22 protein-coding genes are annotated in these 23165 nt (G+C 54.1%); 18 read left to right on the top strand and 4 right to left on the bottom strand.

Going from position 1 to position 23165, the window contains the following annotated elements; genetic code table 11:
- The first annotated feature begins 34 nt into the window (after window positions 1–34).
- From mutL to A6A26_RS02890, 12 genes are all read left to right on the top strand, one after another.
- Window positions 35–1879, top strand: a complete 1845-nt coding sequence (mutL, locus tag A6A26_RS02945) for a DNA mismatch repair endonuclease MutL (protein ID WP_063877415.1) — start codon at window positions 35–37, stop codon at window positions 1877–1879.
- Window positions 1872–2822, top strand: coding sequence for a tRNA (adenosine(37)-N6)-dimethylallyltransferase MiaA (miaA, locus tag A6A26_RS02940; protein WP_063877414.1), 951 nt, complete (start codon window positions 1872–1874; stop codon window positions 2820–2822). The genes mutL and miaA overlap by 8 nt, the downstream gene beginning before the upstream one ends.
- Window positions 2823–2926: 104 nt before the next feature.
- The gene (gene hfq, locus A6A26_RS02935) at window positions 2927–3241 is read left to right on the top strand and encodes an RNA chaperone Hfq (protein ID WP_063877413.1); all 315 of its coding nucleotides are present in this window, start codon (window positions 2927–2929) and stop codon (window positions 3239–3241) included.
- Window positions 3242–3316: 75 nt separating this feature from the next.
- Window positions 3317–4597: a ribosome rescue GTPase HflX gene (gene hflX / locus A6A26_RS02930; protein ID WP_063881041.1), complete on the top strand. Its 1281-nt coding sequence runs from the start codon at window positions 3317–3319 to the stop codon at window positions 4595–4597.
- 165 nt (window positions 4598–4762) lie between these two features.
- Entirely contained in the window at window positions 4763–5995 is a 1233-nt protein-coding gene (hflK, locus tag A6A26_RS02925; RefSeq protein WP_063877412.1) for an FtsH protease activity modulator HflK, read from the top strand.
- Between the two features lie 3 nt (window positions 5996–5998).
- A complete protein-coding gene (gene hflC, locus A6A26_RS02920; RefSeq protein WP_063877411.1) occupies window positions 5999–7003 on the top strand; it encodes a protease modulator HflC in 1005 nt (334 codons plus the stop codon).
- Between the two features lie 55 nt (window positions 7004–7058).
- Window positions 7059–7259, top strand: coding sequence for a DUF2065 domain-containing protein (locus A6A26_RS02915; RefSeq protein ID WP_013027400.1), 201 nt, complete (start codon window positions 7059–7061; stop codon window positions 7257–7259).
- Between the two features lie 165 nt (window positions 7260–7424).
- Window positions 7425–8723 (top strand): adenylosuccinate synthase, encoded by a 1299-nt coding sequence (locus A6A26_RS02910; protein ID WP_063877410.1) that lies wholly within the window; start codon window positions 7425–7427, stop codon window positions 8721–8723.
- A 222-nt stretch (window positions 8724–8945) separates the two neighbouring features.
- A complete protein-coding gene (nsrR, locus tag A6A26_RS02905) occupies window positions 8946–9389 on the top strand; it encodes a nitric oxide-sensing transcriptional repressor NsrR (protein ID WP_063877409.1) in 444 nt (147 codons plus the stop codon).
- Window positions 9390–9405: 16 nt separating this feature from the next.
- On the top strand, window positions 9406–11841 hold the full coding sequence (gene rnr, locus A6A26_RS02900; protein WP_063877408.1) for a ribonuclease R: 2436 nt from the start codon (window positions 9406–9408) through the stop codon (window positions 11839–11841).
- Between the two features lie 68 nt (window positions 11842–11909).
- On the top strand, window positions 11910–12644 hold the full coding sequence (gene rlmB / locus A6A26_RS02895; protein WP_063881040.1) for a 23S rRNA (guanosine(2251)-2'-O)-methyltransferase RlmB: 735 nt from the start codon (window positions 11910–11912) through the stop codon (window positions 12642–12644).
- Between the two features lie 85 nt (window positions 12645–12729).
- Window positions 12730–14358 carry an isovaleryl-CoA dehydrogenase gene (locus A6A26_RS02890; protein WP_063877407.1) on the top strand — a complete coding sequence of 543 codons (1629 nt, stop codon included), beginning with the start codon at window positions 12730–12732 and terminating at the stop codon, window positions 14356–14358.
- Here the strand turns inward: A6A26_RS02890 and bsmA are convergent.
- Window positions 14332–14658, bottom strand: coding sequence for a biofilm peroxide resistance protein BsmA (gene bsmA, locus A6A26_RS02885; protein WP_063877406.1), 327 nt, complete (start codon window positions 14656–14658; stop codon window positions 14332–14334). The genes A6A26_RS02890 and bsmA overlap by 27 nt on opposite strands.
- 57 nt (window positions 14659–14715) lie before the next feature.
- Complete coding sequence (locus A6A26_RS02880) at window positions 14716–16647, bottom strand: methyl-accepting chemotaxis protein (protein WP_063877405.1); 1932 nt, start codon at window positions 16645–16647, stop codon at window positions 14716–14718.
- 156 nt (window positions 16648–16803) lie between these two features.
- Between A6A26_RS02880 and yjfP the strand changes: the two genes are divergently transcribed.
- From yjfP to rplI, 5 genes are all read left to right on the top strand, one after another.
- Window positions 16804–17553, top strand: coding sequence for an esterase (gene yjfP, locus A6A26_RS02875; RefSeq protein WP_063877404.1), 750 nt, complete (start codon window positions 16804–16806; stop codon window positions 17551–17553).
- Window positions 17554–17826: 273 nt separating this feature from the next.
- Entirely contained in the window at window positions 17827–18222 is a 396-nt protein-coding gene (gene rpsF, locus A6A26_RS02870) for a 30S ribosomal protein S6 (protein ID WP_063877403.1), read from the top strand.
- 6 nt (window positions 18223–18228) lie between these two features.
- Window positions 18229–18546, top strand: a complete 318-nt coding sequence (priB, locus tag A6A26_RS02865; RefSeq protein WP_063877402.1) for a primosomal replication protein N — start codon at window positions 18229–18231, stop codon at window positions 18544–18546.
- 4 nt (window positions 18547–18550) lie between these two features.
- On the top strand, window positions 18551–18778 hold the full coding sequence (gene rpsR / locus A6A26_RS02860) for a 30S ribosomal protein S18 (RefSeq protein ID WP_000135199.1): 228 nt from the start codon (window positions 18551–18553) through the stop codon (window positions 18776–18778).
- Window positions 18779–18817: 39 nt separating this feature from the next.
- Window positions 18818–19267 (top strand): 50S ribosomal protein L9, encoded by a 450-nt coding sequence (rplI, locus tag A6A26_RS02855; RefSeq protein ID WP_006120926.1) that lies wholly within the window; start codon window positions 18818–18820, stop codon window positions 19265–19267.
- Window positions 19268–19623: 356 nt separating this feature from the next.
- Here rplI and A6A26_RS02850 read toward each other — a convergent pair whose 3' ends face one another.
- Entirely contained in the window at window positions 19624–20289 is a 666-nt protein-coding gene (locus A6A26_RS02850; RefSeq protein WP_156506640.1) for an OapA family protein, read from the bottom strand.
- A gap of 220 nt (window positions 20290–20509) precedes the next feature.
- Between A6A26_RS02850 and fklB the strand changes: the two genes are divergently transcribed.
- Window positions 20510–21130, top strand: a complete 621-nt coding sequence (fklB, locus tag A6A26_RS02845) for an FKBP-type peptidyl-prolyl cis-trans isomerase (protein WP_063877400.1) — start codon at window positions 20510–20512, stop codon at window positions 21128–21130.
- Between the two features lie 35 nt (window positions 21131–21165).
- Here fklB and A6A26_RS02840 read toward each other — a convergent pair whose 3' ends face one another.
- Complete coding sequence (locus A6A26_RS02840) at window positions 21166–23106, bottom strand: bifunctional 2',3'-cyclic-nucleotide 2'-phosphodiesterase/3'-nucleotidase (RefSeq protein WP_063877399.1); 1941 nt, start codon at window positions 23104–23106, stop codon at window positions 21166–21168.
- Between the last annotated feature and the right edge of the window lie 59 nt (window positions 23107–23165).

The raw sequence follows: 23165 nt of genomic DNA, 5'->3' as shown, positions 1-23165 counted from the left end.
CTGCGCCGGGTTGCCAGCCACAAGGATATCCAGCATGCCAATACAAATTTTGCCGCCGCAACTTGCTAACCAGATTGCCGCCGGAGAAGTGGTTGAGCGTCCCGCATCGGTTGTCAAAGAGCTGGTGGAAAACAGCCTTGATGCAGGTGCAACGCGCATTGATGTGGATATTGAGAAGGGCGGCGCAAAACTGATTCGTATCCGCGATAACGGCTGTGGGATTGCAAAGAACGAACTGGCCATGGCGCTGGCTCGCCATGCCACCAGTAAAATTGCTTCGCTGGACGATCTTGAAGCCATCATGAGTCTGGGCTTTCGCGGTGAAGCCTTAGCCAGTATCAGTTCGGTTTCTCGCCTGACCCTGACATCGCGCACGGCCGAACAAACCGAAGCCTGGCAGGCCTACGCCGAAGGGCGTGATATGGCGGTTACCGTTAAACCCGCCGCCCATCCTTGTGGCTCTACGCTGGAAGTGCTCGACCTGTTTTACAACACGCCGGCTCGTCGCAAATTTATGCGCACCGAAAAAACCGAATTTGGTCATATTGATGAAGTGATCCGACGCATCGCGCTGGCGCGCTTTGATGTTGCTATCTCATTGAGCCATAACGGCAAACTGATGCGTCAGTACCGGGCTGTCAACGATGAAGGGCAACGTGAGCGTCGGCTGGGGGCGATTTGCGGCACGACATTTATGCAGCATGCGCTTCGCATTGAGTGGCAGCATGATGATCTGGCGTTACGCGGCTGGGTTGCCGATCCGGCCGGGTCGCGTCAGGTGAGCGATATACAGTACTGTTATGTGAATGGTCGCATGATGCGTGACAAGCTGATTAATCATGCCATTCGCCAGGCGTTTCAGAGCCAGCTGCAGGATGACCAACAACCTGCCTACGTGTTGTATTTAGAGATAGATCCTCATCAGGTGGATGTGAATGTGCATCCGGCAAAACACGAAGTGCGCTTTCATCAGTCGCGTCTGGTGCACGACTTCATCTATCAGGGCGTGATGAGTGTGTTGCAGGAAAGTGCCTCGCCCGTCCTGCCGACGTTGCAGGCGGAAGAACCGGCTCCGCGCTGGCAGCAAGAAAACCGTCAGGCGGCGGGCGGCAACCATTTTAGCCAGCCGGCTGTCACGGCGAAGGCTGCCGGGCCATCGGCATCGGCAGCTCCCGCCTGGCAAAGCAAAGAGCCGGGATACAGTCAGCGCGAAGGCCGGGTTTACCAGCAACTGCTGAAAACGCCTGCCAGTGCACCTGCAGCAAAAAGTGCAGAGCCTGCGGCACGTGCGCCAGTCAGTGCCGCACCGCCTTTGGCGGCCCATTCCCATAGCTTTGGCCGTGTGTTAACCGTGCTTGACGGGCAATATGCCCTGCTTGAACAGGACCAGAGTTTACTGCTGATGGCGCTGCCTGTGGCGACCCGCTGGTTAAAGCAGGCACAGCTAGAACCCCGCGAAAGTGGGCTGAAATCACAGCCGCTGTTGATTCCGGTGCGCTTAAAAATCGCCCCTGCCGAACGCAAAGCAGCCCAGGAAAATCTGAGCCTGCTTAATCAGATGGGCATTGATTTACACCCTGAGGGTGACCACATTATTTTGCGGGCGGTGCCTTTACCGTTACGAACACAAAATTTACAAATCTTGATTCCTGAACTGTTAGGCTATCTCGCCCGGCAGCAAGAGAACTCTGCTACGCAACTGGCCCAGTGGCTGGCGCGACGTGAAGATGCAGAGCCTCAAAACTGGAATCACTCCCAGGCGATTACCCTGTTGGCTGAGCTTGAAAGGCTTTGTCCGCAGTTACTTAAATCGCCACCTTCTGGCTTAGTACAAGCCATCGAGATTGAGAGCGCGGTAAACGCGTTGAAGCATGAGTGAACTGAACCAGGCTGGCCGGCCTAAGGCAATATTTTTGATGGGGCCTACAGCGTCAGGTAAAACCGCACTTGCGATTGAACTGCGCAAACAGTTGCCTGTAGAGCTTATCAGCGTTGATTCGGCTTTGATTTATCGTCAGATGGATGTCGGTACGGCAAAACCTTCTGCTGAAGAGCTGGCACAGGCGCCTCATCGTTTGCTGGACATTCGCGATCCGGCTGAAGCCTATTCGGCGGCAGAGTTTCGACGTGATGCGTTAGCAGAAATGGCGGATATCGTTCAGCATGGACGAATTCCGTTGCTTGTTGGTGGAACTATGCTCTACTTCAAGGCGTTACTTGAAGGATTGTCGCCGCTGCCCTCGGCCGATCCGGAGGTTCGTCAAAAAATAGAGCAAATGGCGAATGAAAGAGGCTGGGAAGCTTTACATCGTCAACTTTGCGAAATTGATCCGGTCGCAGGCAGTCGTATTCATCCGAATGATCCGCAGAGACTTTCGCGAGCACTGGAAGTTTTTTTTATTTCGGGTAAAACTTTAACGGAACTGACAAAAATTTCTGGTGAAGCGTTACCCTACGATGTCCATCAGTTTGCTATCGCCCCCGCGAGTCGCGAGCTGTTGCATCAGCGCATCGCATTGCGTTTTGAGCAGATGTTGGCGTCAGGATTTGAAGCGGAGTCTCGGGCCCTGTTTGCACGAGGTGATTTGCATACGGATATGCCTTCCATTCGTTGTGTTGGCTATCGCCAGATGTGGTCTTATTTAGCTGGCGAGATCGATTACGACGAAATGGTTTATCGGGGAGTTTGCGCAACCCGGCAACTCGCTAAACGCCAGATGACCTGGTTACGTGGTTGGGAGAATATTCACTGGCTAGACAGTGATGAACCTCACTTAGCGCGTGATACAGTACTGAAGGTTGTTAGTGCGAAGCATGGGTGATTGTGTACAATTGGCAAGTTACGTGCGCAAATTTTTACGCAGTTTTTTTCAGAACCACTGTGTTCTACAAGCAACAAACAACAAGCATATAAGGAAAAGATAGAATGGCTAAGGGGCAATCATTACAAGACCCGTTTCTGAACGCACTGCGTCGTGAACGTGTTCCGGTTTCGATTTATTTGGTCAACGGTATTAAGCTGCAAGGTCAGATTGAATCCTTTGATCAGTTCGTAATTTTGTTGAAAAACACGGTAAGTCAGATGGTTTATAAACATGCCATTTCTACCGTTGTGCCTTCACGCCCGGTTTCTCACCATAGCAATAATCCTGGCGGTGGCAGCAGCAATAATTACCATCATGGCGGCAGCAGCACTTCTGCTCAGTCGCAGCCACAACAAGACGGTGATAACGCAGAGTAAAGCGGCACCGTTTCACCAGGATCGGAAAGCGTCATGCTTTCCGTCCTGGTCTTTTTATATAAGCGAGGTTATAGCTTGTTTGACCGTTATGATGCCGGTGAGCAGGCCGTACTGGTACACATCTGGTTCTCCCAAGACAAAGAGCTGGAAGATTTACAGGAATTCGAAACCCTGGTGTCTTCTGCTGGCGTTGAAGCACTGCAGGTTATTACCGGCAGTCGTAAAGCGCCACATCCCAAGTATTTTGTCGGTGAAGGAAAGGCCGTTGAAATTGCCGATGCGGTAAAAACAAGTGGAGCATCGGTCGTCCTTTTCGATCATGCCTTAACGCCCGCTCAGGAACGTAATCTTGAGCGCCTGTGCGAGTGCCGTGTTATCGACCGCACTGGCCTTATTCTTGATATTTTTGCCCAGCGCGCGCGTACCCATGAAGGTAAATTGCAGGTTGAGCTGGCGCAGTTGCGTCACCTTGCAACACGTCTGGTACGTGGCTGGACTCACCTTGAACGCCAGAAGGGCGGTATCGGCCTGCGTGGCCCGGGTGAAACCCAGTTAGAAACTGACCGCCGTTTGCTGCGTGGGCGCATTAGCCAAATTTTGTCGCGTCTTGAACGTGTTGAGAAACAGCGCGAGCAGGGACGACAGGCGCGTGCCAAAGCCGATGTGCCGACCGTTTCACTGGTGGGCTACACCAACGCCGGTAAATCTACCCTCTTCAATGCCATCACGTCTGCCAATGTCTATGCCGCGGATCAACTCTTTGCGACGCTGGACCCAACGCTACGTCGGCTGAACGTTGCCGATGTGGGCGAAGTGGTGTTGGCCGATACCGTCGGTTTTATTCGCCATCTTCCGCACGACCTGGTTGCCGCCTTTAAAGCCACTCTGCAAGAGACGCGTCAGGCCACACTGCTGATGCACGTCATTGATGCTGCCGATGTGCGGGTTAACGAAAACATCGATGCGGTTAATGAGGTGCTGGAAGAAATCGAAGCTGATGAAATCCCCACGCTATTGATCATGAATAAGATCGATGTGCTGGACGGTTTCGAGCCACGCATTGACCGTGATGAAGACAATATGCCGGTTCGCGTGTGGCTGTCCGCGCAGTCCAGTGTCGGTATTCCCTTATTATGGCAGGCGCTTTCCGAGCGACTGTCAGGTGAGATTGCGCAGTATGATTTACGTCTGCCACCGGATGCGGGTCGCTTACGCAGCCGCTTCTATCAGTTGCAGGCGATTGAAAAAGAGTGGAACGAAGAAGACGGCAGTGTAGGTTTGCATGTGCGAATGCCGATTATTGACTGGCGCCGCTTATGCAAGCAGGAGCCGTCGCTGACCAGTTATATTGTTTGATATTGCCAAATCGAACTTACTCTGAGGATTTTATGTTGTCGTGCGGTGTGGGTTGATTCATCTCTGACTGCGATTTTGCTTACGGTCAGGCAAGGCGCACAACCCGCGCTGTGACAATATCAAATACGACGGGTAAGCCGCTAAAACTATAAATGGAGTAATGACATGGCGTGGAATCAGCCCGGAAATAACGGACAGGACCGCGACCCGTGGGGAAGCAGCAATAATCAAGGCGGCAACTCTGGGGGGAATAAGGGAGGTAAGGAATCTGGGCCTCCTGATCTGGATGATATCTTCCGTAAACTGAGCAAAAAGCTCGGCGGATTCGGTGGTGGCAAAAAAGGTGATAACGGTCAGCTCAGTTCCGGCGGTAGCGGCAAAATTTTTGGCATCGTCGCCGTGGCGGCCATCGTTATCTGGGCCGCGAGCGGATTTTACACCATTAAAGAAGCGGAGCGCGGCGTCGTTACTCGCTTTGGTAAGTTCAGCCACCTGGTCGAGCCCGGCCTGAACTGGAAACCGACCTTTATCGATCAGGTTCGTGCCGTCAACGTCGAGGCCGTTCGCGAACTGGCCGCGTCTGGCGTGATGCTGACCTCGGATGAAAATGTCGTGCGCGTTGAAATGAACGTGCAGTATCGCGTAACCGATCCTGAACGCTATCTGTTTGCTGTGACCAGTGCTGATGACAGCCTGCGCCAGGCCACCGACAGCGCCCTGCGCGGCGTGATTGGCCGTTCTACCATGGATCGTATTTTGACTGAAGGTCGTACGGTCGTGCGTAGCGAAACGCAACGTGAAATCGACGAAACCATTCGTCCGTACGATATGGGCATCACGGTGCTTGACGTCAACTTCCAGGCGGCTCGTCCACCGGAAGAAGTGAAGTCTGCCTTTGACGATGCGATTGCCGCACGTGAAAACCGTGAGCAATACGTACGTGAAGCCGAAGCCTATGCCAACGAAGTTCAACCGCGTGCGAACGGTCGGGCACAACGTGTTCTGGAAGAAGCGCGCGCTTATAAAGAGCGTACGGTTCTGGAAGCTCAGGGTGAAGTGGCGCGTTTTGCCAAGATTTTACCTGAATACAAAGCTGCGCCAGAAATCACTAAAGAGCGCCTGTACATTGAGACCATGGAGCGCGTACTGAGCCATACACGGAAAGTGCTGGTAAGCGATCGTGGTAATAACCTCATGGTCCTGCCTCTTGATCAACTGATGCGTGGCGGTCAGTCTTCATCCGCGAAAAGTGGACAGAAAAGCAGCTCAACATTGCCATCACTTGGCGATCGCAGTGCCAGCCGCAGTGACACCTCGTCATACAGTCCAGACAGCATCATGGATCAGCGTCGGGCTAATGCTCAGCGCAACGATACCCAGCGCGAAGGGAGAGAGTAATCAATGCGTAAGCCAGTAATTGTACTAATCATTATCGCGTTGGTGGCACTTTATGCGTCGCTGTTCGTGGTACAGGAAGGTGAGCGAGGCATTGTTCTGCGCTTTGGTAAAGTGTTGCGCGACGGCGAAAACAAACCGCAGGTGTTTGCGCCGGGTCTGCATTTCAAGATTCCGTTTATCGAAACGGTGAAAACGCTTGATGCGCGTATCCAGACCATGGACAACCAGGCCGATCGCTTTGTGACCAAAGAGAAGAAAGACCTGATCGTGGACTCTTACATTAAGTGGCGCATCAGCGATTTCAGTCGTTACTACCTGGCGACCGGCGGTGGTGATGTTTCTCAGGCCGAAGTGCTGCTGAAACGCAAATTCAGTGACCGTTTACGTTCAGAGATGGGACGTCTTGATGTCAAAGACATCGTGACCGATTCCCGTGGGCGTTTAACCACCGATGTCCGTGATGCGTTGAATACCGGCACGGCGGGGGGCGACGATGAAGTGGCCACGCCTGCAGCGGATAATGCTATCGCCAGTGCGGCCGCGCGTGTCGAGCGTGAAACCAACAGCAGTGAGCCTGCGCCAAATCCAAACAGTATGGCGGCGCTAGGCATTCAGGTGGTTGATGTACGGATTAAACAGATCAATCTGCCAACAGAAGTGTCAGATGCGATCTTTAACCGTATGCGTGCAGAACGTGAAGCCGTTGCACGAAGCCAGCGTTCGCAGGGTCAGGAAGAGGCCGAAAAACTACGTGCTCAGGCCGATTACCAGGTTACCCGTACGCTTGCAGAAGCACAGCGTGAGGCATTGATTACCCGCGGTGATGGTGATGCAGAAGCCGCGAAGCTGTTTGCCAACGCATTCAGTCAGGACCCGGATTTCTATGCGTTTATCCGCAGCCTGCGCGCGTATGAAAACAGCTTCAATGACAATCAGGACGTGATGGTACTGAGCCCGGATAGCGACTTCTTCCGCTACATGAAGGCACCTTCTAACGCCACGCGTTAAGAACTGATATAACTAACAGGCCGACAATGTTGTCGGCCTTTTTTTTGGATGCAGTATGAACGTGAATATCTGGATGGCACTGGCGTTAGTGCTGGTGCTTGAGGGCTTGGGGCCGATGTTTATGCCACGGCTGTGGCGACGGGTGATTTTGAGCATGACGCAGTTACCCGATCGCCTGTTACATCGGTTTGGCGGTGGCTTAGTAGTGGCAGGTATGGTGATCTATTGTATGTTGCGACTGCATGGCGAGCTGTAATGGGTCAGTATCGCCGTCTGAATGGTATCTCAGCCTTGTTTTTACCCCTGGATGTTGTAGTGATCAAAACCCAGGCAAAAAAGGGCGCAATCGTATGCTAAAAGTGCTGAAAACCGCAAAATCAGATGGTAGAATCCTTTTTTAAGCAATCGGTGATTTTGAGAAATGGGTAAGAACGTCGTCGTACTGGGCACCCAATGGGGTGACGAAGGTAAAGGTAAGATTGTAGACCTTCTGACTGAGCGCGCTAATTACGTTGTGCGTTATCAAGGCGGCCACAATGCGGGCCATACGCTTGTCATCAACGGTGAAAAAACCGTACTCCACTTAATCCCTTCTGGCATTCTGCGCGACAACGTGACCAGCATTATTGGTAACGGTGTGGTGCTTTCACCTGAAGCTCTGATGAAAGAGATGAAAGGCCTGGAAGCGCGTGGGATTCCGGTACGCGAACGTCTGCTGATTTCTGAAGCCTGTCCGTTAATCCTGCAATACCATGTGGCCATGGATATGGCGCGTGAAAAAGCGCGCGGTGCGAAAGCCATTGGTACAACAGGCCGCGGTATTGGACCGGCTTATGAAGACAAAGTTGCCCGTCGTGCACTGCGCGTCAGCGACCTGTTTAATAAAGAAACCTTCGCCGCCAAGCTGAAAGAAGTCATGGATCTCTATAACTTCCAGCTGGTGCATTACTACAAAGAAGAAGCCGTTGACTACGACAAAGTGCTGAGTGATGTGATGGCGGTTGCCGACATTCTCACCGGTATGGTCGTTGACGTTTCTGAACTGTTGGACGTGGCGCGCAAGCGTGGCGATCTGATTATGTTCGAAGGCGCGCAAGGGACACTGCTGGATATTGACCACGGTACTTATCCCTATGTCACGTCCTCTAATACAACTGCAGGTGGCGTTGCGACCGGCTCAGGTATTGGTCCACGCTATGTGGATTACGTGCTGGGTATCGTTAAAGCGTATTCAACGCGTGTGGGGGCAGGTCCGTTCCCGACCGAGTTATTCGATGAAACCGGTGAGTTCCTTTGCAAGCAGGGTAACGAATTTGGTGCCACAACTGGCCGCCGTCGTCGCACAGGCTGGCTGGATGCGGTCGCGGTACGCCGTGCCGTGCAGATCAACTCGCTCTCCGGCTTCTGTATGACCAAGCTGGACGTACTGGACGGTCTGAAAGAAGTGAAAATTTGTGTGGCTTACCGCATGCCTGACGGCAGCGAAGTGACCACCACGCCGCTGGCAGCGGAAAACTGGGAAGGCATTGAGCCGATCTATGAAACCATGCCGGGCTGGAGCGAAACCACTTTTGGTGTCAAAACGCTGGAAGGCCTGCCTCAGGCCGCGCGTAACTACATTAAACGTGTAGAAGACGTGACGGGTGTACCGATTGATATTATTTCAACAGGTCCCGATCGCAGCGAAACGATGATTCTGCGCGATCCTTTCAACGCCTAATCATCCTGTGGCCGGACATTGTCCGGCCTTTGTTTTTTATGTTATTTAATGCCACTAAATGCCCCTTCGCTTGTCAAACCTTTCACTGGCTGAAAAAAATACACAGCCGTCATCAGTCTGGTTTATCATCGTAGCTCGATACGTAAGAGCCAGTTCAATATTGAAATAAAAAGCAGGACGGGCGAGCATAGACGTGCCACCGGATGATTGACTGAGGTCACTGTGCAGCTAACAAGTTTTACCGATTACGGCCTGCGGGCGCTGATCTATATGGCCACCTTGCCTGAAGGCAGGCTGACCAATATTTCTGAAGTCACCGATACGTATGGCGTATCGCGTAATCATATGGTCAAAATTATCAATCAGCTTAGTCGCGCAGGATTTGTCTCGGCCATCCGGGGCAAAAACGGTGGTATTCGGCTGGGAATGCGCGCCAGCGACATCGTGATTGGTGAAGTGGTACGCAAAATGGAGCCACTACAGTTAGTCGATTGCACGACCTGTTCCATCGCGCCTGCCTGCCGCCTCAAAAAGGCCTTACATGATGCCGTGCAGCTGTTTTTACAGGAGCTGGATGGCTATACGCTGGCAGATTTAGTGGAAGGTAATACACCTTTATATGAAATTATATTGTCCGAACCGCCGGTGGCAATGAATATTAAATGACATCGGAGGAACCCTAATGTCAAAAGATCCTTTTCTGGACAGAGAAGCTGAAAAGTACGAAAACCCTATTCCGAGCCGTGAATTTATTCTGGCTCTGTTAGAAAAACGAGAAAAACCCGCCAGCCGTGAAGAGCTGGCACAAGAGATGAACCTGCAGGAAGAAGAGCACCTCGAAGCCTTGCGCCGTCGCCTACGTGCGATGGAACGTGACGGTCAGTTAGTTTTTACCCGCCGCCAGTGTTATGCCCTGCCAGAGCGTCTCGATCTGCTCCGTGGAAAAGTCATTGGTCACCGTGATGGCTATGGCTTTCTCCGTGCGGAAGGACAAAAGGATGACCTCTACCTGTCGGCTGAACAGATGAAATTCTGTATGCATGGCGATGTAATTCTCGCTCAGCCACTGGGTGCCGATCGCAAAGGTCGCCGTGAAGCACGCGTGGTGCGGGTGCAGGAACCGCGTAACAATCAGATCGTCGGCCGCTATTTTACGGACGCAGGTGTCGGTTTTGTGGTGCCAGACGACAGTCGTCTCAGCTTCGACATCCTGATTGGCCCTGAAGAAACCATGAATGCCCGTATGGGCTCCGTGGTGGTGGTCGAGCTGTTGCAGCGTCCCACGCGTCGTTCGAAGGCGATTGGCAAAATCGCCGAGATTCTGGGCGATGACATGGGCACCAGCCTCGCGGTCGATATGGCACTGCGCACCCATGAGATTCCACACAACTGGCCGCCAGAAGTTGAGGCGCAGGTTGGCAAACTGAATGAAGAAGTACCAGAGTCGGCGAAAAAAGGCCGCGTTGACCTGCGCGACCTGCCGTTAGTGACCATTGATGGCGAAGATGCGCGTGACTTTGATGATGCGGTCTACTGCGAGAAAAAACGCGGTGGCGGCTGGCGGCTGTGGGTTGCCATTGCGGATGTGAGTTACTACGTGCGCCCCGGTACACCGCTGGATAACGAAGCGCAGCAGCGCGGTACCTCGGTGTATTTCCCTTCGCAGGTCGTTCCGATGCTGCCAGAAGTGCTGTCGAACGGTTTGTGTTCACTGAATCCACAGGTCGATCGCCTGTGTATGGTGTGCGAAATGACCGTGTCGTCAAAAGGTAAGCTTACCGGCTTTAAACATTACGAAGCGGTGATGAATTCCCACGCACGTCTGACCTATAACAAAGTCTGGAATATCCTGCAGGGCAACCCGGAACTGCGCGAGCAATACGCGCCGCTGGTGAAAGATCTGCAGGAACTGCACAACATGTATCAGGTGTTGGAAACCGCGCGTGAAGAGCGCGGCGGAATCTCATTTGAAACCGAAGAAGCGAAATTTATTTTTAACGCGGAACGTCGCATCGAACGCGTCGAGCGTACCTCGCGTAATGATGCTCACAAGCTGATTGAAGAGTGCATGATTCTGGCGAACATCGCCTCCGCGCGTTTCGTTGAGAAGCACCAGGAGCCGGCGCTGTTCCGCGATCACGATCGTCCAAGCGATGACAGCATCAAGAGCTTCCGCACCGTGTTGAATGAGCTGGGCCTGAGCTTACCGGGCGGTAATAAACCACAACCGATCGATTATGCCGCGCTGCTGAAGCAGGTTGCCGATCGTCCGGATGCGGAAATGCTGCAAACTATGCTGCTGCGCTCCATGAAACAGGCGGTGTACGATCCAGAAAACCGCGGCCACTTTGGTCTGGCGCTGTCCTCTTATGCCCACTTCACCTCGCCAATCCGCCGCTATCCGGATTTATTGCTGCACCGCGCCATCAAGTATCTGCTGGCAAAAGAGCAGGGCGAAGTGAAAGGGCTGACCACGGAAACCGGCGGTTACCACTACGACATGCAGCAAATGCTGCAGCTGGGCCAGCACTGTTCCCTGACCGAGCGCCGTGCCGATGAAGCGACCCGCGACGTTGCGGACTGGCTGAAGTGCGACTTTATGCAGGATCAGGTGGGCAACGTCTTCAATGGCGTGATCTCCAGCGTAACCGGGTTCGGCTTCTTTGTGCGCCTTAGCGATCTGTTTATCGACGGGCTGGTTCACGTCTCGACGCTGGACAACGATTACTATCGTTTCGATCCCGTAGGACAGCGACTGATTGGTGAATCCGGCGGTCGTACCTATCGTCTCGGTGATACCGTTGAAGTGCGGGTCGAAGCGGTCCATATGGACGAGCGTAAAATCGACTTTGCGCTGGTGTCCAGTAAGCGCCAGGTTCGTGGTGAAGGCAAAACCGAACGGGATAAGGCGAAGCGTGATGGCAAAGCGCCGACAAAACATCGTCGCCAGGCCAGCCGTAAAACCAATTTCGAGCCGGATTCAGCCTTCCGCAACAGCAGCAGTAAGCCTGCCGAGGCCCGGACTGAGAAAAAAAGTAAAAAAGTTTCAGAGAAAACCCGTAAAATCGCCGCCGCCACTAAGGCCAAGCGTGCCGCGAAGAAGGCGAAGCCTGCCTGATGCGCACATCAGCCCCTGCAAGCGCGCAGGGGCTGTTATCCATTCATTTCCAACCACTGAGCAGATTGATGAGCGAAATTATTTTTGGTATCCATGCCGTGCAGGCACTGCTGGAACGCGATCCTCAGCGTTTCCAGGACGTCTTTATTCTCAAAGGCCGCGACGATCGTCGCCTGCAACCGCTGGTGACCGCGTTAGAAGCTCAAGGGATCGTGATTCAGCTGGCCGACCGTAAATGGCTGGACAGCCAGGTAGAAGGCGGCGTGCATCAGGGGATTGTGGCGCGGGTGAAGCCCGGCCGCCAGTATCAGGAAGGGGATCTGCCCGACCTGTTACAGAGCCTGGAGAAGCCATTCCTGCTGGTGCTGGACGGCGTTACCGATCCGCACAACCTCGGTGCCTGCTTACGTAGCGCCGATGCAGCCGGTGCCCATGCCGTGATTGTTCCCAAAGATCGCTCCGCACCGCTGAACGCGACCGCGAAAAAAGTCGCCAGTGGTGCTGCCGAAAACGTTCCCCTGATCAGGGTGACGAACCTGGCGCGCACCTTACGCCTGTTGCAGGAATATAACATCTGGGTTGTTGGCACCGCCGGCGAAGCCGATCATACCGTTTACCAAAGCAAGATGACCGGCCCGATGGCGCTGGTGATGGGCGCAGAAGGTGAAGGTATGCGCCGCCTGACACGTGAGCATTGTGATGAGTTGATCAGCATTCCGATGGCCGGAAGCGTTTCATCCCTCAATGTCTCAGTCGCCACTGGCGTGTGTCTGTTTGAAGCGGTACGTCAGCGCAACGCGTGATCGCTGCCGCAAATTCGTTTCTCTGTCAGGTCATAATGGTAACGCACCTTACATACTAAGTGGGTGACATCCGCGAGGAGCCGTTATGACCTGGACAACGCACACCGTTTTCAATCAACCTTTTCCCCTCAGTAACAGCAACCTGTTTCTGTCCGATGTTCCCCTCTGTGACGCACTGTTACGTGAAGGCGGCGGATGGGACAGTGAATGGCTGGCGTCGGTGGGCAGGCAACTGGGCAGCGCCGAATCCCTGGAGCTGGGCAGGCTCGCCAATGCCTGTCCGCCGGAACTCCATCGTTACGACGCTCGCGGTGTCAGGCTGGATGACGTCCGCTTTCATCCGGCCTGGCATTTACTGATGCAGGGCCTTTGCGCCAGCCGCCTGCATAACCTTAGCTGGCAGCCCGACGTACTACCCAATGCCAGTGTGGCCCGTGCGGCCCGGTTTATTCTACATGCCCAGGTCGAGGCCGGGACGCTCTGCCCGCTAACCATGACCCACGCGGCGATTCCCTTGCTACAGCGCTATCTGCCTGCCCATTTTGAATCCTGGATCGATCCTTTACTCAGCGATCATTATGATACGCATGCGGTTCCGGGCGATCAAAAGCGTGGACTGCTGATTGGCATGGGCATGACCGAAAAGCAGGGCGGCAGCGATGTGCTGACCAATACGACGCGTGCGGAGCCTCTTAATGGGCGCGGAAGTGGCGAAGCGTATCGAATCGTCGGCCACAAATGGTTTTTCTCTGTGCCACAAAGTGATGCGCATGTGATTCTTGCGCAAACCCAGCAGGGGCTAAGCGCCTTCTTTTTACCCCGCTTACTGCCGGATGGATCTCGTAACGCCATTTTCATTGAGCGGCTAAAAGACAAGCTCGGTAACCGATCCAACGCCAGCAGCGAGGTTGAGTTCAAAGAGGCGACCGGCTGGCTGCTGGGCGACGAGGGAGACGGCGTGCGCCTGATCCTCAAGATGGCGGGCATGACGCGTTTTGACTGCGCGCTGGGCAGCCACGGCCAAATGCGCCGTGCCTTTTCCGTCGCGCTTTATCACACGCATCAGCGTCAGGTTATGGGGAAAAATCTGGTGGATCAGCCGCTGATGCGGCAAGTGCTGGCACGTCAGGCTTTGCAGTTAGAAGGGCAAACGGCACTGCTGATGCGGCTGGCACGCGCGTGGTCCTCGCCGGGCGATGCACATGAGGCGGCGTTTGCCCGGTTATTTACCCCGGCGGCAAAATACGTGATTTGCAAAGCGGGATCGCCCTTTATTGCCGAGTCGATGGAGATGCTGGGCGGTGCAGGCTACTGCGAAGAGAGTGAACTGCCTCGCCTCTATCGTGATATCCCGGTAAACAGCATCTGGGAAGGATCGGGCAACGTGATGTGCCTGGACGTCCTGCGGGTTTTGACCAAACAGGGCGGCATGCTGGACATGCTCAAACAGGAATTTGACGCAGTGAAAGGATGTAATCGCCATTTCGATAGCAGTTGGCGACAGTTAGCCCTGGGCCTGAGGAAAATTGATGAGGTTCAGGCCCGCGAACTCAGCGAAAATCTGCTGCATCTGGCAACGGCAACGCAGCTGTTGAAGCATGCCGAGCCCTTGCTGGCGGATGCGTGGTGCAGTCAGTGGCTCGACAGGCGCGGTATGCGCTTACTCGAGGGCCCACTGACTGACCGGTTACTGGCGCGCGCCAGCGGCAGGTGAGGCGCCATACAGGATAGCGGTCGTGTACCAGATGCCTGGCGTGATCGTCTCATCAACCATCAGAATCTGATAGTAAACGGCACCGGCCTGGTTGGCGCGCGCGGCAATGGCGCGCTCCGCGTCATCGGGCGAGCCGCGTACGCTGGCGCTAATGGTACCCAGCTTCGGTAAACCGTAACTTTGGGCACGGGTAATGGACTGCGCCTCGCCAGTCGGCGCGGGCGGGGCTTTTGGCGTATCCTGGAACAGCGAGCAGCCACTTAAAAACAGACTTAACGTCAGTAACAGAGCGTAACGCATAGCAGATTCCTGGCAGTCATGTTAACAGGACAAGTGTAAGCCACTGGCTCGCAATCATCACGACTTGATTGAGAACACGCTGACTAACTGTGTCAAATGATGACCTTTGTCACTCAGGCTCTGCGCCGTCTGTTCTGCCTGTGCCACCAACTCGCTATTTTGATGCGTCGCCTGGCTAATCTGGTTCATCGCCAGGTTAACCTGACCAATGCCCGCCGACTGTTGTTGCGCGGCCACGTTAATTTCACCCATCAATGCCTGTACCTGCTCAATATGCGTCACGATATTACTCATCGCATCCCGGGTTTGCTCGGATAACGTATGACCTTCCGCGACGTGACGTATTGAGGTCGCAATCAGCGTATCGATTTCTTTTGCTGCCTGAGCCGAACGCTGTGCCAGCGCGCGCACCTCGGCGGCCACCACGGCAAATCCGCGACCGTGTTCACCTGCACGCGCGGCTTCAACGGCGGCATTCAGGGCCAGAATATTGGTCTGGAACGCAATGGACTCAATGACATGAGTAATGTCAGCAATGCTCTGCGACGATACGTTAATCGCCGACATGGTACTGACCGAGCGCGTCACCGTCTGGTTGCCGTTATTCACGATACCGCTGGCTTCGGCGACCAGAGACATCGCCTGACACAGGCTATCGGCGGTGTGCTCAACGGTTGCACCAAACTGCTCCATGCTGGCCGATGTCTCTTCGACACTGCTGGCCTGGCGTCCAATCTGCGCACTAATGTTGTGGCTGCTGGCCGCAATCGTATCCGTGCCGTCGCTGATCTCCTGCGCGGCGCTGCGAACCTGAGCGACAATTTTCTCCAGACCTTCGCCAATACCGTTGATCGCGTTAATCAACTGGCCAACTTCGTCATGGCGCCTGGTGTCCAGGTGCTCCAGCAAATTACCGGCGGCATACTGCTCGGCTAAGTGAATAACCTGTTGCAATGGGCGCGTGATGGCGCGGCGGCTGTACCAGACAAAGCAGGGGGCAAACAGCAACACCAGAATCAGTCCTGTGATAAGAAACATATTTCGGCTGTGAATAACCGGTGCCAGCAGGCTGTCACGGTTAACTTCACCGACCACAATCCAGTTCCAGCCGGGCAACTGTTGCCAGGCCAGCATCCTGGCTTCACCGTCGATCTCGGCTTGCTGCACGCCCTCGGGCTGGGTCAGCAGCTGCTTCATGACGCTATCCTGCCAGTCTGGACGTTTGCCTTCGTTCTGTTTATCAAACAGATACTGACCTTGCGCTGCGCCCGGCGAGCCGTTTAGCACATAAAAATGTCCGCTATCGCCAAGACGGCGAGCCAGCACTTTTTCGCGAATCAGGCCATACTGTTTGTCGATCTGTACGCCGACAAATAAAATCGCGATGACGGTGCCGCTGTCGTCTTTTATCGGTTGGTACTGGGTGATGTAGCGGTGGTCAAATAAGGTGGCCAGTCCGCGGTAGGTTTCCCCCTTCGTCACGCTTTTCCAGGCGGCACTGGCGCGGTCCAGTTGGGTACCGATCGCCCGGCTACCATCCTGCTTTTTCAGTGAGGTTGAAATCCGGATGAAATTATCACCATCACGGACAAAGATGGTGGCGACTGCCGCGGTGCGATCTGTAAAATCATCAACGGCAGTCTGATCAAGGTTAAGGGTTTTAAGTCCGGCGCGCAGCGTCGGGGTGGAAAACTCACCAACCTGAATACGTGAGCTTTCATCACGGCTGAAGCGCTTAGGTAAAAAGCTGACGAAGAGCTGAGTGTAGTTGCCCACTTCCTGGGTCAGCGTCGCATTAAACATGGACGTCATTTCAGTGATGCCCTGCACCTGATTGACCATGTCATCTACGGCAAGACTTTCCAGCTGGCGTGAAGCATTCTGGCTTTGAATAAGTGTCAAAGCCAACAACAAAACGCCTACACTGAAGGACGTTATGACGCACAGCTTCACTCCGAGGCTAGTGCGGCTAAGAGAGAAACGTTTCATAGAATACCTTTGTTTTCTTGTCAAATATGCATTAACAACGGCAGCGCAGCGGAAATGTTTAGTTAAGAAATTATTACTATTGTAATGTTGAAAACCCTCACCCAGCTTATGTTTGCTGGCGAGGCGTCCTAATCAGCCCCTGTTTCAGGAGAAAAAATGATAGAACTCACCACGGAAAGGTTTGCAGGTATTGAATGTCTGCATGCGGCACCTGCGGGCCAGCGCCAGCAGCGACTGCCAACGGTAGTGTTTTATCATGGCTTTACCTCGTCGAAAGAGGTGTACGCCTACTTTGCTGTGGCACTGGCACAGGCGGGATTTCGTGCGCTGATGCCCGACGCCGATATGCACGGCGCGCGCTACAATGGCGATGCCGACACGCGGTTTACGCATTTTTGGGACATTCTTAAACAGAACATCGATGAATTCCCGTTGATAGAAACGGCGTTGCGTGCCGACGATCTGATTGCCGGTGAACGTCTTGCCGTGGCGGGCGCGTCCATGGGCGGCATGACGGCGCTGGGGATTATGGCGCGCTATCCGCATATTCACAGCGTCGCCTGTATGATGGGTTCCGGCTATTTTATGCAGCTCAGCCAGACGCTTTTCCCTCCCGTTACGGTGACGAGCGAAGAGCAGAAAGCCCTGTTCACGAAACGCATGGCTCCGCTGGCGGAGTATGATCCTTCAAGCCGTCTGCCGAATCTTGCGAACCGGCCGCTCCTGTTATGGCACGGCGAGGCTGACGAAGTGGTGCCTTTCGCGGAAGCCCAGCGGCTGGATCGCGCTCTGCGCGAACAGGGGCTTGATGCTCATCTGATCACCTTGTCTGAAAAGCATATCGGCCACAAAATCACGCCGTCGGGCCTGACCGCGCTGGTCAGCTTTTTTAAGCGTCAGCTGTAGCCCTCAACGCCATCACCTCCTGCGTCTGCCACGGTTTATCGCCCTGTTCCCGCTTTCCGCACAAAAGGGCGGGAAACAGGGCGGTTTCCGACCATTTACATGAAATCCCTGCTTGAGTTTGTCCGGCGTCGCCAGTATGATTACGCGTCAATTTTTCAGCTGCATTCAGAGGTGTGTGTCATTTCGATGATTCACAACCTATAACGTTCCTTGCTTCCGTGGGCCGCAGCTGACCCTGACAGGAGGCTGAATAATCCGTAAGGAGCAATTTCGATGCGTCATTACGAAATCGTATTTATGGTTCATCCTGACCAGAGCGAACAGGTTCCGGGCATGATCGAGCGTTACACTGGTGCTATCACTGGTGCAGAGGGCACGATCCACCGTCTGGAAGACTGGGGCCGTCGTCAGCTGGCTTACCCGATCAACAAACTGCACAAAGCACACTACGTTCTGCTGAACGTAGAAGCGCCGCAGGAAGCGATCGATGAGCTGGAAACGAACTTCCGCTTCAACGACGCCGTTATCCGTAGCATGGTTATGCGCGTTAAAAACGCGGTAACTGAAGCATCACCGATGGTTAAAGCGAAAGACGAGCGTCGTGAGCGCCGCGAAGATTTTGCTAACGAATCCGCTGATGACTCAGATGCTGGGGATTCTGAAGAGTAATCCATCGTGACGGTTAATCGGCTGTGCTTGTCTGGCACTGTGTGTAAGACGCCAGTTCGGAAAATTAGCCCGTCAGGAATTCCGCACTGTCAGTTCGTGCTTGAGCACAACTCGGTGCAGGAGGAGGCCGGATTTCACCGGCAAGCCTGGTGTCGAATGCCTGTTATTATTAGCGGCAGCGCCCATCAGGTGATTACTCAACATATAACGGTCGGCACGCAACTCATTCTCGAAGGCTTTATCAGCTGCCATCAGGCGCGAAATGGTCAGAGTAAAATGGTGTTACATGCCGAGCAGATTGAATTGATAGATTCTGGAGACTAGCCAAATGGCACGTTATTTCCGTCGTCGCAAGTTCTGCCGTTTCACCGCGGAAGGCGTTCAAGAGATCGATTATAAAGATATCGCAACGCTGAAAAACTACATCACTGAAAGCGGCAAGATTGTACCAAGCCGTATCACTGGTACTCGCGCAAAATACCAGCGTCAGCTGGCTCGTGCTATCAAGCGCGCGCGTTACCTGTCTCTGCTGCCGTACACTGATCGTCATCAGTAATCGGCAACTGTCCATTAACGACTTTAAGAGGATAAGGTAATGCAAGTTATTCTGCTTGATAAAGTAGCAAACCTGGGCAGCCTGGGTGATCAGGTTAACGTTAAAGCGGGCTACGCTCGTAACTTCCTGGTTCCACAGGGTAAAGCTGTTCCTGCTACCAAGAAAAACGTTGAATTCTTCGAAGCACGCCGTGCAGAACTGGAAGCCAAACTGGCTGACGTTCTGGCAGCATCAAATGCGCGCGCAGAAAAAATCAACGCACTGGGCACTGTTACCATCACGTCTAAAGCAGGCGATGAAGGTAAACTGTTCGGTTCCATCGGTACTCGCGACATCGCTGACGCTGTAACTGCAGCTGGCGTTGACGTGGCTAAGAGCGAAGTTCGTTTACCGAACGGCGTTCTGCGCACCACCGGTGAGCACGAAGTGGACTTCCAGGTTCACAGCGAAGTATTCGCGAAACTGATCGTGAACGTAGTAGCAGGTTAATTTTATTAATCTGCCGCACCTGAACGCCGACACTTGTGTCGGCGTTTTTGTTTTAAGCCCTGAATAACCTTCCTTTTGCCCGCTTGCCGCACCGCACAAGCATCGACATGTTCAACACAGAATGCAGCGCTATTTCATTGTTGGCCAACCGGGTGCCAAATCTCTGCCTCTGCCTCTGCCTCTGCCTCTGCCTCTGTTCCTGTAGCCGGAATGCTGCGCCCGGCGCGCTTTCCTGCCGAGGCTGAAATCATCCTGTCTCTACTTGCGCTGCGGGTCTGCGCGGGAATCATGCTGGTAAAGAACATCAAACAACCGTGTTAGCGCCCATCCAGTGGCGTTCCGCCACCGGTTGTCGCTTATTCCACGCGCAGAAAGCTGCCGTCTGGCTGGCGGGTAAACAGCACCGGACCGTTCGTACCATCCAGCGTTAATCCTGTTACCACACCTTTCGCATCCCGACGTACTTTCACCTGTTGACCTTCTTTCAGCGTACTGAGCGGCTGACCGTTGCCCTCCACGCGCGCCATCGCAAACACGTCATTAACCGGGAGGTTATTGTCGCGGAACAACTGCGCCAGCGTCTGTCCGGAGGCGATTTGGTAGCTGCGCCAGTCGCCCTGCGAATCGGCTTTTGCCTCCGGCTGGGAGGTGGATTTAGCGGGTTTGTTATCATAAATGTCCGCCTGCATCGGTACCTCTTTTTCAGCCGAGGGGGTAACGGGACGCTCTACCGGATACTGCGGTGTGCTGGACGGCCAGAGGAAGGCCAGCAACAGGATGAATACGGCAATCACAATTCCACGGCGGTGCAACGCCGGCAGCGGGTCCATCCAGCGAATATCGTCTGTAAAATGCCAGAGGCGATACAGCCAGTTTGGCAGGCGAGACGGGACGTCTGAAGTCATATCGGGTTCCTCCGCTCCGGCACCTTGCGGCTGCTTTCGTTGCGGCAGTCGAGCTTGTAACCGGGTTAACATACGCCGTGCGAGCATCCTGCGGCGACGAGGGGCAATCTGGCCCATATTTTCTCTCTTTCTTATTGTGCCACTGATAAGGGGAAACGTGTCACTTATACAGTATGGGCAATGTGGACGCGAAGTGCCTGCCAGCATTGATAAATTTGACCTGCGTATTGTTTCTCTTTCGCCAGCAAAAGTCATCTACGACGCTGCGGATTTTACGCCAGCGGCCTGCGCTGCTATGCTGCCCGTCTTACTATATCCGAGAGTGAAAGGAACGAAGATGACTACCCCTTCTTTCGACAGCGTCGAAGCACAAGCAAGTTACGGTATTGGTTTACAGGTTGGCCAGCAGCTGCTGGAGTCTGGTCTGCAGGGGCTGCAGCCAGAAGCACTGCTCGCGGGCCTGCGCGACGCGCTGGAAGGGAACTCACCCGCGGTGCCTGTTGATGTGGTTCACCGCGCGCTGCGTGAAGTTCATGAGCGTGCTGAAAGCGTGCGTCGTGAGCGCGTGGAAGCGATGGCCGCAGAAGGCCAGGCTTTCCTGCAGCAGCATGCCCAGCGTGAAGGCGTCAGCAGCACCGAGTCAGGTTTACAGTTCAGCGTGATTACCCAGGGCGAAGGCGCGATTCCTTCCCGTCAGGACCGCGTACGTGTGCACTATACCGGCAAACTGATTGACGGCACCGTATTCGACAGCTCCGTTGCCCGTGGCGAACCCGCTGAATTCCCGGTGACTGGCGTGATTGCAGGCTGGATCGAAGCGCTGACGCTGATGCCTGTTGGCTCTAAGTGGGAACTGGTGATCCCGCACGACCTCGCTTACGGTGAGCGCGGTGCCGGTGCTTCCATTCCGCCGTTCAGCACCCTGATTTTTGAAGTTGAACTGCTGGAAATCCTGTAAAGGATAAGGGCGGCACCGTGCCGCCCTTAGTTATTTTACTGTTGTAGATTTACCTTCCAGATAGCAAATCCCGTCTCGTCATTCCCTGTTGCCTTCATCGGATATTGCGCATACTGCTGAATAAAGCGAGTTGCTTTATCGCCAGGCGCGGTCTCAAAGCGAATATCAAGAGGCTGTGCGCTATGTATCGCGGCCAGTCGCCAGTTATGATCGGCCTGCGGACGGACCTCGCCATTCTTTTTGGTTTCTGCACTGATATAAGCCGCCAGTATTGCGCGATTTTCATCCGGCGAGGCAAAAGCAATGTACTTATCGCCTGTTCCGGCAAATTTTCCGCTGTAGGCCCGGTAGTTATTGGTCGCCACCAGGAAGGTCGCTTTAGGATCGACAGGTTTCCCCTGCCAGCGCAGATCTTTAATGCGTGAAGCATCAGGATGGATCAGTTTGCACTCTTCGTCGTAACGGGCCGGTTGTGTCACATCAATTTGATAGCTGACACCGTCGATAACGTCGAAGTTATAGGTGCGAAAATCCCAGTTGATCAACGGCTGCGTCCGGCTGCTGGCAGGATCGATCTGATTAAACTGGCCCGCAGAGCATTCCAGCCACTCTTTCACCTGTTCGCCGCTGACTTTCATTACCACCAGGGTGTTGGGATACAAATAGAGGTCGGCCGCATTACGGAACGTCAGGTTGCCTTTCTCGACCTCCACATAGCTGGCAGGATCGTTCTTGCGCCCGCCGGCTTTAAAGGGGGCCGCCGCTGACAGCACCGGCAGCTTCGCCAGGTCGGGATCGCCCTGAATAAAATGTTCAACATAGGCACGCTGCGCATTATTCACAATCTGTACGGTCGGATCGTCCTGAACCAGTGACAGATAGCTGTACATCACATCAGCCGATTTGCCGATGGGCTGAGCTACAAATGCGCGGGTAGCATGATGATCGTCTTTCAGAACCTTAACCAGTGCGGGATCTTCAGCGGCCAGCGATTTTTTATGGGCGGTGTCATAGATGGGGCGCGCCTGTGCTGTACCGCCAGTGACCTGCCAGCGACCATCACCGTTGTTTAGCACCAGATCTACCACACCCAAATGATCGCCCCACATGCCTGGCATCACCGCAGGAATACCGTTTAGTGTGCCTTTCTCGATATCCGCACCTTTGATCCCGGCAAACTCCTTGCCCGGGAATACGGCATGCGCATGACCAAACATAATGGCATCAATGCCCGCAACCTCGCTGAGGTAGTAGACAGAGTTTTCGGCCATCGCCTGATAGGGTTCGCTGCTCAGGCCCGAGTGGGCTAGGGCGATAACCACATCCGCGCCTTTCGCTCGCATTTCTGGCACGTAGCGGCGTGCGGTTTCAGTGATGTCATCTACCCGAACGTTGTTCTGCAGGTTAGTTTTATCCCACACCATAATCTGCGGGGGAACAAAGCCGATATAGCCTACCTGCAAAGTATGCGTTTTCCCGTCACGATCGGTCACGCGAGTGGGTTTAATCAGATAAGGGGTAAAAAGCGGCTTGCCGCTTTTAAGATCGATGACGTTTGCATTGACATAGGGGAAACGCGCGCCCGCCAGTGCCTTGTGCAGATAGGGCAGGCCGTAGTTGAATTCATGGTTGCCCAGCGTACCCACGCTATAGTCCAGTGTGTTCATGGCTTTATAGACCGGATGAACATCGCCCTGTTTAAGTCCTTTGGCTGCCATATAGTCGCCCAAGGGACTGCCCTGAATAAGGTCGCCATTGTCCACTAATACGCTGTTGGTGACTTCCTGACGTGCTGCATGGATCAGCGACGCCGTGCGCACCAGACCGTATTTTTCTGTGGGCGTATCTTTGTAATAGTCGAAGTCCATCATATTACTGTGCAGATCGGTTGTTTCCAGCACGCGCAAATCCACGGTGGCTCCCTGTACTGCAACTGAAACGCTCAACGCCAGTAACATCATTCCCGCCTTAAACATGCTCTCTCCCAAAGCTAAAAGATCAAGGCTACAAAAATAATGTAAAAGTCTGATGAAAG

It is taken from the genome of Pantoea sp. OXWO6B1 (assembly GCF_001641135.1).
Lineage (GTDB): Bacteria > Pseudomonadota > Gammaproteobacteria > Enterobacterales > Enterobacteriaceae > Pantoea > Pantoea allii.
The sequence above is the reverse complement of the archived record's forward strand: the minus strand, read 5'-3'. Positions and strand labels throughout refer to the sequence as shown.

Bases quoted from the DNA above. Each gene is read 5' to 3' on its own strand.
- hflK (WP_063877412.1), top strand. From the start codon at position 4,763: ATGGCGTGGAATCAGCCCGGAAATAACGGACAGGACCGCGACCCGTGG.
- rlmB (WP_063881040.1), top strand. From the start codon at position 11,910: ATGAGCGAAATTATTTTTGGTATCCATGCCGTGCAGGCACTGCTGGAA.
- A6A26_RS02890 (WP_063877407.1), top strand. From the start codon at position 12,730: ATGACCTGGACAACGCACACCGTTTTCAATCAACCTTTTCCCCTCAGT.
- rnr (WP_063877408.1), top strand. From the start codon at position 9,406: ATGTCAAAAGATCCTTTTCTGGACAGAGAAGCTGAAAAGTACGAAAAC.
- A6A26_RS02910 (WP_063877410.1), top strand. From the start codon at position 7,425: ATGGGTAAGAACGTCGTCGTACTGGGCACCCAATGGGGTGACGAAGGT.
- rpsF (WP_063877403.1), top strand. From the start codon at position 17,827: ATGCGTCATTACGAAATCGTATTTATGGTTCATCCTGACCAGAGCGAA.
- mutL (WP_063877415.1), top strand. From the start codon at position 35: ATGCCAATACAAATTTTGCCGCCGCAACTTGCTAACCAGATTGCCGCC.
- fklB (WP_063877400.1), top strand. From the start codon at position 20,510: ATGACTACCCCTTCTTTCGACAGCGTCGAAGCACAAGCAAGTTACGGT.
- A6A26_RS02850 (WP_156506640.1), bottom strand. From the start codon at position 20,289: ATGGGCCAGATTGCCCCTCGTCGCCGCAGGATGCTCGCACGGCGTATG.
- miaA (WP_063877414.1), top strand. From the start codon at position 1,872: ATGAGTGAACTGAACCAGGCTGGCCGGCCTAAGGCAATATTTTTGATG.
- hfq (WP_063877413.1), top strand. From the start codon at position 2,927: ATGGCTAAGGGGCAATCATTACAAGACCCGTTTCTGAACGCACTGCGT.
- A6A26_RS02840 (WP_063877399.1), bottom strand. From the start codon at position 23,106: ATGTTTAAGGCGGGAATGATGTTACTGGCGTTGAGCGTTTCAGTTGCA.
- A6A26_RS02915 (WP_013027400.1), top strand. From the start codon at position 7,059: ATGAACGTGAATATCTGGATGGCACTGGCGTTAGTGCTGGTGCTTGAG.
- rplI (WP_006120926.1), top strand. From the start codon at position 18,818: ATGCAAGTTATTCTGCTTGATAAAGTAGCAAACCTGGGCAGCCTGGGT.
- yjfP (WP_063877404.1), top strand. From the start codon at position 16,804: ATGATAGAACTCACCACGGAAAGGTTTGCAGGTATTGAATGTCTGCAT.
- A6A26_RS02880 (WP_063877405.1), bottom strand. From the start codon at position 16,647: ATGAAACGTTTCTCTCTTAGCCGCACTAGCCTCGGAGTGAAGCTGTGC.
- rpsR (WP_000135199.1), top strand. From the start codon at position 18,551: ATGGCACGTTATTTCCGTCGTCGCAAGTTCTGCCGTTTCACCGCGGAA.
- bsmA (WP_063877406.1), bottom strand. From the start codon at position 14,658: ATGCGTTACGCTCTGTTACTGACGTTAAGTCTGTTTTTAAGTGGCTGC.
- hflC (WP_063877411.1), top strand. From the start codon at position 5,999: ATGCGTAAGCCAGTAATTGTACTAATCATTATCGCGTTGGTGGCACTT.